The following is a 13915-nucleotide window of genomic DNA, read 5'->3' on the forward strand; positions in this document are numbered from 1 at the left end:
AGAAGACCTGTTCCCATGGACATGACCCCGCACTTCCCCATCTACATGGATTACGGCGCCACGACGCCGGTGGATCCGCGCGTCGTTGACGCGATGATTCCCTGGCTTCGCGAGCATTTCGGCAATCCGGCTTCTCGCAGCCACGCCTGGGGCTGGGAAGCGGAAGAAGCCGTGGAAAAGGCGCGCGGCCAGGTGGCGGCGCTGATCAATGCCGACCCGCGCGAGATCGTCTGGACCTCCGGGGCGACCGAGTCCAACAACCTGGCGATCAAGGGCGCGGCGCAGTTCTACAAGACGCGCGGCAAGCACCTCATCACCATCAAGACCGAGCACAAGGCGGTGCTGGACACCACCCGCGAGCTGGAGCGCCAGGGCTTCGAGGTGACCTATCTGGATGTCCAGGAAAACGGCCTGATCGACCTGGATGTGCTCAAGGCCGCCATCCGTCCGGACACCATCCTGATCTCGGTCATGTTCGTGAACAACGAGATCGGGGTGATCCAGGACATCCCCACCATCGGCGCGATGTGCCGTGAAAAGGGCATCGTCTTCCATGTGGACGCCGCGCAGGCCACCGGCAAGGTGGAGATCGACATGGCCACCCTCCCGGTGGACCTGATGAGCCTGGCCTCGCACAAGAGCTACGGCCCCAAGGGCATCGGCGCGCTGTATGTGCGCCGCAAGCCCCGGGTGCGCCTGGAAGCGCAAATGCACGGTGGCGGCCATGAACGCGGTCTGCGCTCGGGCACGCTGCCCACGCACCAGATCGTTGGCATGGGGGAAGCCTTCCGCATTGCCCGCGAAGAAATGGCCACCGAGCTGCCGCGCATCAAGGCGCTGCAGCAGCGCCTGCTGGACGGCCTGAAGGACATCGAACAGGTGTTCATCAACGGCGACCTGACCCGCCGTGTGCCCCACAACGTCAACGCGTCCTTCAATTTCGTGGAGGGCGAGTCGCTGATCATGGGCATCAAGGGCATTGCCGTGTCGTCCGGCTCGGCCTGTACCTCGGCGAGCCTGGAACCCAGCTATGTGCTGCGCGCCCTGGGTCGCAGCGACGAACTGGCGCATTCCTCCCTGCGCATGACCATCGGCCGTTTCACGACCGAAGAAGAGATCGATTACGCCGTCTCGCTGCTCAAGGACCGGGTCGCCAAGCTGCGCGACCTCTCGCCCCTGTGGGACATGTACAAGGAAGGCGTGGACATCAGCACCATCCAGTGGGCCGCCCACTGACCGGCTGACACCGTCATCCTGACCTCAATAAAGACGTTGGAGAACAACCATGGCATACAGTGACAAAGTGCTGGACCACTACGACAACCCCCGCAATGTGGGCGCCTTCGAAAAGGGCGACGATTCGGTGGGGACCGGCATGGTGGGCGCGCCGGCCTGCGGCGACGTGATGCGCCTGCAGATCAAGGTCAACCCGTCCACCGGGCTGATCGAGGACGCCAAGTTCAAGACCTATGGCTGCGGTTCCGCCATCGCGTCGAGCTCGCTGGTGACCGAATGGGTCAAGGGCAAGTCGCTGGATGAGGCGCTGTCCATCAAGAACACCCACATCGCTGAAGAACTGGCGCTGCCGCCGGTGAAGATCCACTGCTCCATCCTGGCGGAAGACGCCATCAAGGCCGCGGTGGACGATTACCGCGCCAAGCACGCCCAATAAGGCGGGCGGGATCCATCATGTCTGTCACTCTGACTGAATCCGCGGCACGCCATGTGACGCGCTACATCTCCAAGCGGGGACGTGGCGTGGGGGTGCGCCTGGGCGTGAAGACCACCGGTTGCTCGGGTCTGGCTTACAAGCTGGAATATGCCGACGAGGTGACACCGGAGGACGTGGTCTTTGAAGGCCATGGCGTGAAGGTGCTGGTGGACCCGAAGAGCCTGCCTTATCTGGATGGCACCGAGCTCGACTTCGTGCGCGAAGGCCTGAACGAGGGCTTCAAGTTCCGGAACCCGCGTGAAAAAGATCGCTGCGGGTGCGGCGAAAGCTTTCGGATCTGACCCCAGGGATTGGCCCCCCCCTACCGCCCGACGGCGGCCCCCCCAGGGGGGCGAGCCCGGTGGCCTGGCGGAGCCAGTTCCACGGGCTCCGCTGGAGGGGGTGGCGCTGCGCGCACCCTTGCGGTGGTGGCGCTGCGCGCACCCTTGTGGTGGGTGGTGCGGGGCGCGACGGGCCGGGCCTGATAAGGGCGGCTGGTAGGGGCGCTGGCGGCGGGTGGAATGGTTTTGGTTTGGCAGTGGCGGGTGACCCGCCATTTGCACTTCTGGATCGCATCGTGTTGTGAAACTGGACGACGACGACTTCGCTTTGTTTGGGCTGCCCGCTCAGTTTGAGCAGGACACCACCGAGATCGCCGCCCGCTGGAAAGCGCTGGCGGCGAAAGTGCATCCGGACCGGTTCACCGCCGATGGCGCCGCCTCCCAGCGTCTGGCCATGCAGTGGTCGCTGCGCGTCAATGAAGCCTATCAGCGGCTCAAGGATCCGCTCAAGCGTGCCGCCTACCTCTGTGAGCTGCGCGGCGCGCCGATCGAGGCCCACGAAAACACCAGCATGCCGGCCGCTTTCCTGATGGAACAGATGGAGTGGCGTGAGTCGCTGGAAGAGGCCCGTGACAGCGCCGCCATCCTGGCCATCGACCGCGAAGTCGCTGCCCGCGAGAAGGCCCTACTGGCCCAGGCCGGCCAGGCGCTGGATGTGCGCCAGCAACCCGCCGAGGCCGCCCAGGCCGTGCGCGCGCTGATGTTCCTCAGCCGCTTTCGCGCCGACATCGACCGGCGGCTGGACACCCTGGACGCTACCTCCTGACCTGATTTCTCCAGGGCCCAGGTTCCATTGCCTCGCGGCCCCGCACAACAACAAAAGAGTCCCCACCATGGCCTTGCTCCAGATCTCCGAACCCGGCGCCTCGCCCGATCCCCATCAGCGCCGCATCGCCGTCGGCATCGACCTGGGCACCACCCACTCCCTGGTGGCCGCCGTGCGCCATGGCGTGTCGGAATGCCTGCCCGATGAGCAAGGCCGCGTCATCCTGCCCTCCGCCGTGCGCCTGCTGCCGGAAGGCCGCCGCCAGATCGGCTTTGATGCCATCGCGGCCCAGGCCGACGACCCGGAAAACACCATCGTGTCGGTCAAGCGCTTCATGGGCCGCCGCGTCGAGGACGTGGTCGGCCGCGATCAGTTGCCCTACCAGTTCCTGGACACCCCCGGCATGCTCAGCCTGGTGACCCGCGAAGGACCCAAGTCGCCGGTGGAGATCTCCGCCGAGATCCTGGCCACGCTGCGCCAGCGCGCCGAAGACACCTTCAACGACGATCTGTTCGGCGCCGTGATCACGGTGCCCGCCTATTTCGACGACGCCCAGCGCCAGGCCACCAAGGACGCCGCCGAGCTGGCCGGCCTGAACGTGCTGCGCCTGATCAACGAGCCGACCGCCGCCGCCATCGCCTATGGCCTGGACAACGGCAGCGAAGGCCTCTACGCCGTCTACGACCTGGGCGGCGGTACCTTCGACATCTCCCTGCTGCGCCTGACCCGCGGCGTGTTCGAGGTGGTGGCCACCGGCGGCGATGCGCAGCTGGGCGGCGACGACTTCGACCGCCTGCTGGCCGACTGGGCCCTTCAGCAGGCCGGTCTGGTCGTGCGCACCGCCCAGGACAAGCGCCGCGTGCTGGTGGCCGCGCGCGCCGCCAAGGAAGCCCTGACGGACCATCCGCAGGTCACACTGTCCGCCACGCTGGATGCCGGCGCCTTGCAGGTGCCGGTCAGCCGCGAGCAGTTCGACAGCCTCACCCGCGCCCTGGTGGACAAGACCCTGCTGGCCGTCCGCCGCGTGCTGCGCGATGCCAAGGTCAGCGCCGACGAGGTGCAGGGCACGGTGATGGTGGGCGGCTCCACCCGCATGCCGGGCGTCCGGCGCGCGGTGAGCGAGCTGTTCGGCCGCGAGGTGCTGACCAATCTGAATCCCGACGAGGTGGTGGCCCTGGGCGCCGCGCTGCAGGCCAACCAACTGGCCGGCAACAGCGCCGACGGCGAGATCCTGCTGCTGGACGTGATTCCCCTGTCCCTCGGCCTGGAAACCATGGGCGGCCTGGTGGAGCGCATCATCGAGCGCAATGCCACCATCCCCGTGGCCAAGGCCCAGGACTTCACCACCTTCAAGGACGGACAGACCGCCCTGGCCGTGCATGTGCTGCAGGGCGAGCGCGAGCTGGTGAGCGAATGCCGCTCCCTGGCCCGCTTCGAGCTGCGCGGCATCCCGCCGATGGCCGCCGGCGCCGCCCGCATCCGCGTCAGCTTCCAGGTGGATGCCGACGGGCTGCTGAGCGTGTCCGCCCGCGAGATGAATTCCGGCGTGGAAGCCGCCGTGCAGGTCAAGCCCAGCTACGGTTTGTCCGACGACCAGATCGCCACCATGCTGCGCGAAGGCTTTGCCAGCGCCGAGAGCGACATGCAGGCTCGCAAGCTGCGCGAGGCCCGTGTCGAGGCTGAACGCATGCTGCTGGCCACCGCCTCGGCCCTGAATGCCGACGGCGACCTGCTCAGCGACGAGGAGCGCCGCTCCATCGCCGTGCTGGAAGACCAACTGCGCAGCCAGGCGCAAACCGAAGACGCCGATGCCATCACCCTCGCGGTCGAGGCCCTGGCCAAAGGCACCGAAGGCTTTGCCGCCGCGCGCATGAACCGCGGCATCCAGCAGGCCCTGACCGGCCGCAGCATCGACTCGGTCTGACCCCGGCAGCCCTGCGCGCACCAAGGAACCCCCATGCCCATCATCAAGATCCTCCCCCATCCCGAATACGCCCCTGAAGGCCGCACGCTGGAGGCGCCCGCCGGCACCACCATCTGCGAGGCGCTGCTGGACAACGGCGTCGAGATCGAACACGCCTGCGACCAGGTCTGTGCCTGCACCACCTGCCACGTCATCGTGCGGGAAGGTTTCGCCTCGCTGTCCGAGATGGAAGAGAACGAGGAAGACATGCTGGACCGCGCCTGGGGCCTGGAACCCAACTCGCGCCTGTCCTGCCAGGCCATCCTCTCCAATACGCCGGTGACGGTCGAGATCCCCAAGTACTCGATCAATCACGCCAAGGAAAACCACTGATCGGACGATGGTCCATGCGTGTCCTCGGCATTGAATCTTCCTGCGATGAAACCGGCGTGGCGCTGGTGGACGGCTCCGGCGACGGCGTGCCGCGCCTGCTCTCGCATGCGCTGCACAGCCAGATCAGCATGCACCAGGCCTATGGCGGCGTGGTGCCGGAGCTGGCATCGCGGGACCACATCCGCCGCGTGCTGCCGCTGACCCGCGAGGTGCTGGCCGGCGCGGGCCTGTCCCTGCAGGATGTGGACGTGGTCGCCTACACGCAAGGCCCAGGCCTGGCCGGCGCGCTGCTGGTGGGGGCGGGGGTGGCCGCGTCGCTGGGCGCCGCGCTGGACCGTCCGGTGCTGGGCGTGCACCATCTGGAAGGCCATCTGCTGTCGCCGTTCCTGTCGGCCGATCCGCCGGAGTTTCCCTTCGTGGCGCTGCTGGTGTCCGGGGGCCATACCCAGCTGATGCGGGTGGACGATGTCGGCAGCTACGAGCTGCTGGGCGAGACCATCGACGACGCGGCGGGCGAAGCCTTCGACAAGTCCGCCAAGCTGCTGGGCCTGCCGTATCCCGGCGGCCCGCATCTGTCCCGGCTGGCCGAGCAGGGGCAGGCGGACGCGTTTGCGCTGCCGCGTCCGCTGCTGCACAGCGGCAAGCCGGATTTCAGCTTCGCGGGCCTGAAAACGGCGGTGCTGACCCAGGTCCGCCGGCTGGAACAGCAGTCCGGTGGCATCACCGAAGGCCAGCGCGCCGATCTGGCCGCCTCGACCCAGGCGGCGATCGTGGAGGTGCTGGTCAAGAAGTCCCTGCTGGCGCTGAAGGAGACCGGCCTCAAGCGCCTGGTGGTGGCCGGTGGCGTGGGGGCCAACCGCCATTTGCGTGAGCAGCTCAATGCGGCCTGTGAGCGCCGCAAGGTGCGGGTGCACTATCCCGAGCTGCATCTGTGCACCGACAACGGCGCCATGATCGCCCTGGCGGCCGCGCTTCGGCTGCAGCGCGACATGGGCGCACTGACCCGCGGCGGTGGCTTTGAGGTGCGTCCGCGCTGGGACCTCGCATCGATCTGAGCAAGGCGTGGGTGTGAAGGTTCTCCGGCTAGCCGCCATCAGGCTTTGGGTCGTTGTGGCCTGGATTTGCGCGACGATCGTCCAACCCGCTGCCGCTGCCGCTGCCGCAGCTCCGAACCCGGAACCCATACGCCTCGGCCTGATCGAAGGTCTCTCCGGCCCGCTGGGCAACGGCGGCGAAGCCGTGCTGCGCAATCTGGTGTGGGCCAGCGAGCGGGTCAATGCCCGCGGCGGCGTCAAGCTGCCCGGCGGCGCCCGGCCGCTGCAGGTGCTGCGCTACGACAGCAAGGGCTCGGTGGAAGAGTCCCTGTCCCTGCTGCGCGCCGCCACCGACCAGGGCGTGAAAGTCGTCCTGCAAGGCAACAGCTCCGCGGTGGCCAGCGCGCTGATCGTGGCCCTGGACCGCCACAATGAACGCGACCCCGCGCATCGAGCCCTGCTGCTCAACTATGCGGCGGTGGACCCGCTGCTGACCGGCGCGCAGTGCAGCTTCTGGCATTTCCGCTTCGACGCCCACACCGACATGCGGCTGGCGGCGCTGGTGGAGGTGATTGCGCAGGACCGCCAGCTCAAGAAGCTCTACCTGATCGGCCAGGACTACAGCTTCGGCCAGCATCTGCGCACGCAGGCGCGGGCCCTGCTGGCGCAACGCCGGCCGGACCTGGAGATCGTCGGCGACGAGCTGCATCCGCTGGGCCGGGTCAAGGACTTCATGCCCTATGCCAGCAAGATCCGCAGCAGTGGCGCGCAGGCGGTGCTGACCGGCAACTGGGGCAATGACCTGACGCTGCTGATCAAGGCCGCCCGGGACCTGGGGCTGGGCACCCGCTTCTACACCTTCTACGGCAATGCCCTGGGCGTGCCGGGCGTGCTGGGTGATGCCGGCGTGGACCGGGTGCTGGCGGTGGCCGAATGGCATCCCAATGCCGGCGACTCAGCCTCCGAGCGGTTCTACCAAGCCTTCCGCCAGCGCTTCCCCCGGCCGGAGGACGACTATCTGCATGCGCGCATGCAGTTGATGGTCGAGATGCTGGTGGCGGCCATGGAAAAAGCCGGGACCGACGAGCCCCGGGCGGTGGCCCTGGCGCTGGAGAACCTGCGCCTGGACGGCCGGCCGCTGGGCGTGGCCCACCAGGGCTGGATGCGGCCGACGGACCACCAGCTGCAGCAGCCGCTCTATGTGAGCATCATGCGGCGGGCCGGGGAGGCGGGTGTGCCGCACGACAATGAAGGATCCGGCTACGGGTTCCGCACCCTGCGCTACCTGGATGCGGCCCAGGCGGAACTGCCGGAGACGGCGTGCCGGATGAAGCGCCCGGCGCGCTGACGGTGAGGGCCGCCCCCACGTGCGCGCATCGCCAGTCCGTGCGACCGGCGGCCGCGTCGCCACAGGCCGGCTACCCCCGCCGCACGCCGCGTCATGCCGCTGGCTACACTCGACCGCTTCGGGCCACGCCCGCCGCAGCGGCCGATGCGTCAACCCGATCCTGCTGGATGGTCCTGCCGTGAGTGCTCCTTCTTCCGCCCCGGCGCCCGAGCGCGCCGCCGACCCCGCGAGTGTCTTTGGCCAACGCGCCTTCACCACCTTCCTCGCGGCGCGGCTGCTGGCGGTGCTGGCGGGGCAGATCCAGGCGGTGGTCGTGGCCTGGCAGGTCTATGACCTCACCCGGCAGCCTCTGGCCCTGGCCTATGTGGGCCTGGCCCAGTTCCTTCCCATGCTGGTGCTGCTGCTGCCGGCAGGTGACCTGATCGACCGGTTCAGCCGCAAGCCCATCCTGGCGCTGAGCTGGGGCCTGAGCGGCCTGTGCGGCGCGGCCCTGTGGTGGCTGGCCGGGCATGGTCATGCAGGCGTCAGCGGCATCTATGCGGTGCTGGTGGTCTTTGGCTGTGCCCGGGCCTTCTCCGGTCCGGCCCTGCAGAGCCTGCTGCCCCAGGTCGTGCCGCGTGAACAGCTGGCCCAGGCCATTGCGGCCAACAGCATGCTGATGCGGGCCGCGAACATCGGCGGCCCCTTCGTCGGGGGCCTGCTGTATGCCTATGGCGGGGCGCAGCTCACCTTCGCGGTCTGCTTCATCTGCTTCTCGCTGGGCACCTTGCTCTTTGTCTTCGGCGTGCGGGTCCGGCCGGTGACCGTCTCCCTGGCGGCCACGCAGGGCAACATCTGGCAGCGGTTCGGCGCCGGCATCTATTTCATCCGCACGCGGCCCATCATCCTGGGCACGATCTCGCTGGACCTGTTCGCCGTCCTGCTGGGCGGTGTGGTGGCCTTGCTGCCCATCTACGCCGCCGAGGTCCTGCACGCCGGCCCGCAGGGCCTGGGCGCCCTGCGCAGCGCCATGGCGGTGGGGGAGGTCAGTGCCGGGCTCTACCTCAGCATGCGGCCCTTCGATCGGCAGGTGGGGCGCACCATGTTCATCGCGGTGGCCATCTTTGGCGTGGCGAATCTGGTGTTTTCGCTGTCGACCACCTTCTGGCTGTCCTTCGCCGCGCTGATGATCGCCGGCGCGGCAGACATGGTCAGCGTCTACATCCGCGGCGCCCTGGTGCAGTTCTCCACCCCGGACGACATGCGAGGCCGGGTCAATGCGGTCAATATGCTGTTCATCGGCTCCTCCAACGAGCTTGGGGAGTTCCGCGCCGGCAGTGCGGCGGCAGCGCTGGGCGTGGTGCCCGCGGCGGTGACGGGGGCGCTGTGCACGCTGGGCGTGGTCAGCGCCTGGGCCGTGCTGTTCAAGCCGCTGCGGCAGGTCAACCGGTTCGAGGAAGCCACGCCGGCCCTTCGTAACCCGATCGGGTAATCGACGCAGCAGGGTCATGGGCCCGATGATGCGGGCCGTTCCGGTATCGTATGAAGCATGGCCGATCTTCCTCCTGACCGTTCTCCGCCCGTGGCGCCTCCTGTTGCAGGACGCCTGCAGTCGCCCATCCGCATCCTGACCGTCGATGACCACCCGCTGCTGCGCGAGGGCATCGCCGGGACGCTGGAGGACGAGCCGGACCTGCGTCTGGTGGCGGAAGCGGCCAGCGGCCAGGAAGCGCTGGCGCGGTTTCGGGAGCATCGCCCGGACATCACCCTGATGGATGTACGCCTGCCCGACATGGACGGCATCGACTGCATGGCCACCTTGCGGCAGGAGTTCCCGGATGCCCGCATCATCATCCTGACCACCTACCGTGGCGACGTGCAGGTGCGCCGCGCGCTGGCCGGTGGGGCGATGGGCTATCTGCTCAAGAGCATGCTGCGCAAGGACCTGGTGGACACCATCCGTGCGGTGCATGAGGGCCAGCGCTGCATTCCGGGCGAGGTCGCCCGCATGCTGGACGAGGACACCGAAGGCAGCCTGTCACCTCGGGAGATCGAGGTGCTGCGACTGGTGTCGGAGGGCCACTCCAACAAGCGGGTGGGTGTGGCGCTGGGAGTGAGCGAAGAGACGGTGAAGATGCACATGAAGAGCGTGCTGTCCAAGCTCAATGCCAATGACCGCACGCATGCGGTGACCATCGCGCTCAAGCGCGGTTATTTCTCGCCGTGACCTCGCCCTGACTCAAAAAAATGCCGCACGGGCCCGAGGACACCGCGCGGCAACAGGGAGGATGCAGTCAGAGAGTCAGAGAGAGTCACAAGTCAAACGCACAAAGAGCGGGGGAAGCGCGCTTCCCCGTTGCCCGCCACCCCTCTCGTCAGCCTCACGATTGCCTGTGAGAGGGGCAGGGAGCAGGAGCGGATCGTTACCGATCAGCTCAGCCAACGGTCGTCGGCATTCTTTTGCCAGGTGTCCAGCTGGCGGTCCGCTTCGTCGCGGGCAATGCCATACCGTTCCTGGATCTTGCCGGAGAGCTGTTCGCGCTTGCCGGCAATCACATCAATATCGTCATCGGTCAGCTTGCCCCATTGCTCGCGGACCTTGCCCTTGAGTTGGGTCCAGTTGCCTTCGATACGGTCCCAGTTCATGGTGAACTCCTTGCTCGGGTTGGGGAATGAGTTCACTGTAGCGAGGCCCTGTTCAGCCCGGGGTCAGACAAGCTTCGAAGCATTTGTAGGACAAGACCGTCAGGCCCCACGCCCCATCCACGCTTCAATCCAAGCTTCAATGTTTGAGAACATGGGGCGGCAGGTAATCCTTGCCCACCATGGCGCGTGCGAAGAGGTAGTTATTGCGGGCGCGAGCCGGGAGGCTGTCCAGATCGACATGGCCTTCGTGGTCACAGGGGAAGGACATGGCCCGTCCCGGATCGAACATCGACTCAAACCGCACTTCATAGTGCTGCGCGTCGTCAGCGGAGATGTGGAGGGAGCTCATCGAATTTCTCCTTGCGAGAAGCTTTGAGTGAAATATGGTCGCCAGAGGTTCCGGCTTCCATAGGTGGACATCGGTGGCGCTTGTCGGTCAGGCGAACCGACCGATGTACGGTTTCGTCCTACACACGCTGCTTGCAAGCCGCACGCCCGGCCGCCGTACGGCACCGCCCCTGCCATGAAGGCATCACAGCATTAGTCGCATGCAACGCGGGCGATGAATGCCTTGTGGGACTGCGCCTACACCCGTTCGCGGCCTTGGCCGCTTCGATGCCTGCCGCCTCGGCGGGCAGGATATGCAGTACCGCAACCTGATCCTGTTCCCCGGCTTTCTCGACGCTTGCTGATTCCCGCTACTGGCCTCACCGGCCCCAGCCACGGATTCAGCGAGCAGCAGGAATGCCAGCCTCCAGCCCGTGCATGCCTTGCGGCGCCATCCGCCTTCATGCCACCAATCACGAGGTCTTCCATGGACGACATGTTGATGCTGATGACGCTGGCTTCCTGCACCGCCACCGCCCTGGCCCTGCGCCTGTGGCAGTTTCTCGAGGACCTGGGACAGGATGATCACCTGGAGGATTTGCCATGAGCGCCCGACCCCCTTTGCCCCCCGAGCATCCCGCTGATGAGTCCGTGTTGGACGCCTCGGTCGCCATGCAGCAGGTGGATGATCAACCGCTGGACAACAGCGCCTTTGTCTGCGGCGAGGTGAGCTACCGGACCGGTGACGGTCCGATGCTGCAGATTCCCCAGGGACCGGTGAAGGTCTCGGTGGGAGAGCACGACGTGACGCTGGGCTGGGAAGACGAGGACAACCGCATGAGCGCGGTGATGCCCCGCACCGAATATGCCCGGTTCGTCGGCACCGGTGCCATCAAGCCGGTGGTGCCGGCCACGCCCAGCGCTGGCTGACCACCACGCCCAGCAGCGCCGGCTGACCGCCACGCCGGTTCAAGCCCCATGAAAATCGCCCCCGAGGGGGCGATTCTTCATTGCAGGAAAAAACACAAAGTGCCTGAGCGGACTCAGGCGCTGTTCATCACATCCACGCCACGCCGTAGTAGTCGTAGATCTTGCGGCCGTATTCGTCGGAGTATTCCGGACGATCGGCCTGCGCGTACTTCGGCGCCTTCTCCAGCTGGTCTTCACGCAGCGGCACGACATAGCCGTCCAGGCCGGTGTCGTACTTCAGCATGTTCCAGGGGATGGGATAACGGTCGGTGCCGATGCCCATGAAGCCGCCGAATTCCAGCGCCGCATAACGGACCAGGCCCGAGCGCTTGTCGATGACGAGATTGTCGATCGTGCCGAGCTTGTCGCCGTTGCCGTTGTAGACCTTGGTGCCTTCAACGCGGTCGGACGAAATGGTGGTGCTTGCCATAGAGGTCTCCTTGGGGTTGCTACGCTGCATGGATGGCAAATCACGTGCCGCCGCGCTTCGGTTTTTCCAGAATGAAGGACCCGATCACCAGCGCGTCCAGCGGGGTGCTGAAGAAGGCCTCCAATGCGGCCTTCGGGGAGCCCACGATCGGCTCCCCGCGAACATTGAACGAGGTGTTGACCAGCACCGGCACGCCGGTGTGCCGCCCCACGGCCGCGAGCAGGTCGTGGAAGATGGGGTTGGTGGCGCCATCCACCGTCTGCACACGGGCGGTGCGATCGGTATGCAGGGCCGACGGAATGCGTTCGCTGCGGCCTGGCTTGACCCGGTAGACGAACAGCATGAAGGGCGATTCCCCCTGATTCGCCTGCGCCGGCTCGAACCAGTCCGCCAGGTCTTCACGGTTCACCGCCGGCGCCACCGGCCGGAAATCCTCGCGGTCCTTGAGTTCATTGAGGCGGGCCTGCATCGCGGGGTCCACGGGAGAGGCCAGCAGCGACCGGGCTCCGAGCGCACGCGGGCCGAATTCCATGCGGCCCTGGAACCATCCGATGATCTTGTTGTCGGCCAGCAGGCGGGCGGTGTCCTCGGCCACATCGTCCGAGCGGCGATAGTCCAGCTGCGCCCATTGCAGCAGCGCTTCGATCTCCTCATCGGTGAAGGCCGGACCCAGGTAGGCATGCTGCATGGACCAGACCCGCGGGGCCAGCGCGAAGCTGCCGCGTTCCCCGGTCAAGGGGCCTTCGACCTCGGCCTTTCCGCCGGAGGCCGTGCTGAGCGTGGCGGCCGCGACCGCTTCCTCTGGACGCGCCGGTGGCTCGGCAGGCGCGTGCGCAGAATCGGCCTGCCGCCGCTCCCGCGCATCCACCCATAGCGCCGCGCCCAGTGCCGTGCCGGCATCCCCTGCGGCGGGCTGCACCCACACCTCCCGGAAGATGCCGGCATCCCGCAGGCGCGCATTCATCACGCAGTTCAGGGCCACGCCGCCGGCCATGGCCAGCCGGTCCTCGCCGCTGGCCTCTCGCAGCCAGCCGGCCAGTTGCAGGACGGTGTCTTCCAGCACCTCCTGCAGCGAAGCGGCCAGGTCCAGATAGTGCTCGCTCATCGGCCCGCCCGATACCCGGCGCGGCCCGAAGGTCTTCTCCAGATCCAGGGGGTGGATCTCGTACCGGCCGTCCGGCATCACCTGCACATGGGACTTCAGCAGCGCCGCATGCCGCGGCGTGCCCAGCGCCGCCAGGGCCATGACCTTGTATTCGTCGCTGGAGTGCAGAAAGCCCAGGTAGGCGGTGACCTGCTCATACAGCAGGCCCAGCGAATGCGGCACCCGGACCTCGCCCAGCGCGTCGTAGCGGTTGTTGCGATACCGGCCATAGCAGGTGGACGCATGTTCCCCCCGGCCGTCCAGCGTCATCACCGCGCAGCTGGAGAAGGGCGCGGCCAGGAAGGCGCTGGCCTGGTGACACAGGTGGTGCGGCACGAAATGCCAGCGATAGGGCGCCCGGTGATGCTGGACACCGTCAAAGCGTTTCTTCAGATGATGGGGCACGCCGTCGGTCAGCTGGCGGGGCGCGTTCAGGATGTAGGCCGCAAAGAGCGGGTCCCAGGGGTTCTCCCAGTCGCCGCGGTCGAAGTCGGAGGGGCGCAGGGGCAGGGTGAAGCGCTGGTCCGGCGCGCGCTGGCCGATGAAGTGATGCGGGTCGAAGCTGTAGGCCACATGCGAGACCTCCGCGAGGGTGATGCCGGCCTGCTTCAGGCAGTCGTTGATCGCGTGGTAGGGCAGTTCCCAGGCGGTGAACGGCACGGGCCGCTTGCCATGCTTGATGCGGGTGAAGCGTTCCTCCTCGGAGGCCGCCAGCACTTCCCCGTCCCGCAGCAGGGCCGCAGCGGAGTCATGGAAGCTGGCGTTGATGCCGAGGGTGAAGAGCGGGCGGGCTTTGGCGTCGGGCTCGCGCAGGGGCAGGGACGCCGTCTGGGGCGGGAGTGGATGGGACATGAGGTCTCCTTGGAGGGTGGGACGGGAGGGCCGGGAGAGACAGTGGGGCCGGGCGGACGGGGACTTGAAACC

15 protein-coding genes are annotated in these 13915 nt (G+C 67.2%); 11 read left to right on the forward strand and 4 right to left on the reverse strand.

Going from position 1 to position 13915, the window contains the following annotated elements:
* The first annotated feature begins 15 nt into the window (after nt 1-15).
* The 10 genes from DES44_RS09675 (at nt 16) to DES44_RS09720 (ending at nt 9702) form a co-directional block, all read left to right on the forward strand.
* Nucleotides 16-1236 carry an IscS subfamily cysteine desulfurase gene (locus DES44_RS09675; RefSeq protein WP_058934758.1) on the forward strand — a complete coding sequence of 407 codons (1221 nt, stop codon included), beginning with the start codon at nt 16-18 and terminating at the stop codon, nt 1234-1236.
* Between the two features lie 49 nt (nt 1237-1285).
* A complete protein-coding gene (iscU, locus tag DES44_RS09680) occupies nt 1286-1672 on the forward strand; it encodes a Fe-S cluster assembly scaffold IscU (protein WP_058934759.1) in 387 nt (128 codons plus the stop codon).
* A gap of 17 nt (nt 1673-1689) precedes the next feature.
* The gene (gene iscA, locus DES44_RS09685) at nt 1690-2013 is read left to right on the forward strand and encodes an iron-sulfur cluster assembly protein IscA (RefSeq protein WP_058934760.1); all 324 of its coding nucleotides are present in this window, start codon (nt 1690-1692) and stop codon (nt 2011-2013) included.
* A gap of 280 nt (nt 2014-2293) precedes the next feature.
* Nucleotides 2294-2818: a Fe-S protein assembly co-chaperone HscB gene (hscB, locus tag DES44_RS09690; protein ID WP_058934761.1), complete on the forward strand. Its 525-nt coding sequence runs from the start codon at nt 2294-2296 to the stop codon at nt 2816-2818.
* Nucleotides 2819-2885: 67 nt separating this feature from the next.
* Nucleotides 2886-4742 carry a Fe-S protein assembly chaperone HscA gene (hscA, locus tag DES44_RS09695; protein WP_058934762.1) on the forward strand — a complete coding sequence of 619 codons (1857 nt, stop codon included), beginning with the start codon at nt 2886-2888 and terminating at the stop codon, nt 4740-4742.
* Nucleotides 4743-4775: 33 nt separating this feature from the next.
* Complete coding sequence (gene fdx, locus DES44_RS09700; protein ID WP_058934763.1) at nt 4776-5114, forward strand: ISC system 2Fe-2S type ferredoxin; 339 nt, start codon at nt 4776-4778, stop codon at nt 5112-5114.
* Nucleotides 5115-5128: 14 nt separating this feature from the next.
* Complete coding sequence (gene tsaD / locus DES44_RS09705; RefSeq protein WP_058934764.1) at nt 5129-6169, forward strand: tRNA (adenosine(37)-N6)-threonylcarbamoyltransferase complex transferase subunit TsaD; 1041 nt, start codon at nt 5129-5131, stop codon at nt 6167-6169.
* Nucleotides 6170-6224: 55 nt separating this feature from the next.
* Entirely contained in the window at nt 6225-7496 is a 1272-nt protein-coding gene (locus DES44_RS09710; RefSeq protein WP_375137515.1) for a branched-chain amino acid ABC transporter substrate-binding protein, read from the forward strand.
* Nucleotides 7497-7674: 178 nt separating this feature from the next.
* Nucleotides 7675-8967 (forward strand): MFS transporter, encoded by a 1293-nt coding sequence (locus tag DES44_RS09715; protein ID WP_083525515.1) that lies wholly within the window; start codon nt 7675-7677, stop codon nt 8965-8967.
* 57 nt (nt 8968-9024) lie between these two features.
* Complete coding sequence (locus tag DES44_RS09720) at nt 9025-9702, forward strand: response regulator (RefSeq protein ID WP_083525516.1); 678 nt, start codon at nt 9025-9027, stop codon at nt 9700-9702.
* Nucleotides 9703-9905: 203 nt separating this feature from the next.
* On the opposite strand, the gene DES44_RS09725 is transcribed toward DES44_RS09720, so the two are convergent.
* Entirely contained in the window at nt 9906-10121 is a 216-nt protein-coding gene (locus DES44_RS09725) for a CsbD family protein (protein ID WP_058934766.1), read from the reverse strand.
* 136 nt (nt 10122-10257) lie between these two features.
* Nucleotides 10258-10470 (reverse strand): hypothetical protein, encoded by a 213-nt coding sequence (locus DES44_RS09730; RefSeq protein ID WP_058934767.1) that lies wholly within the window; start codon nt 10468-10470, stop codon nt 10258-10260.
* Nucleotides 10471-11051: 581 nt separating this feature from the next.
* Here DES44_RS09730 and DES44_RS09735 point away from each other — a divergent pair.
* A complete protein-coding gene (locus tag DES44_RS09735; protein WP_147307035.1) occupies nt 11052-11378 on the forward strand; it encodes a hypothetical protein in 327 nt (108 codons plus the stop codon).
* A 127-nt stretch (nt 11379-11505) separates the two neighbouring features.
* On the opposite strand, the gene DES44_RS09740 is transcribed toward DES44_RS09735, so the two are convergent.
* A complete protein-coding gene (locus DES44_RS09740; protein WP_058934769.1) occupies nt 11506-11847 on the reverse strand; it encodes a PRC-barrel domain-containing protein in 342 nt (113 codons plus the stop codon).
* Between the two features lie 40 nt (nt 11848-11887).
* Entirely contained in the window at nt 11888-13843 is a 1956-nt protein-coding gene (locus DES44_RS09745; protein WP_083525517.1) for a carbamoyltransferase family protein, read from the reverse strand.
* Between the last annotated feature and the right edge of the window lie 72 nt (nt 13844-13915).

Source organism: Roseateles depolymerans, from assembly GCF_003387155.1.
Lineage (GTDB): Bacteria > Pseudomonadota > Gammaproteobacteria > Burkholderiales > Burkholderiaceae_C > Roseateles > Roseateles depolymerans.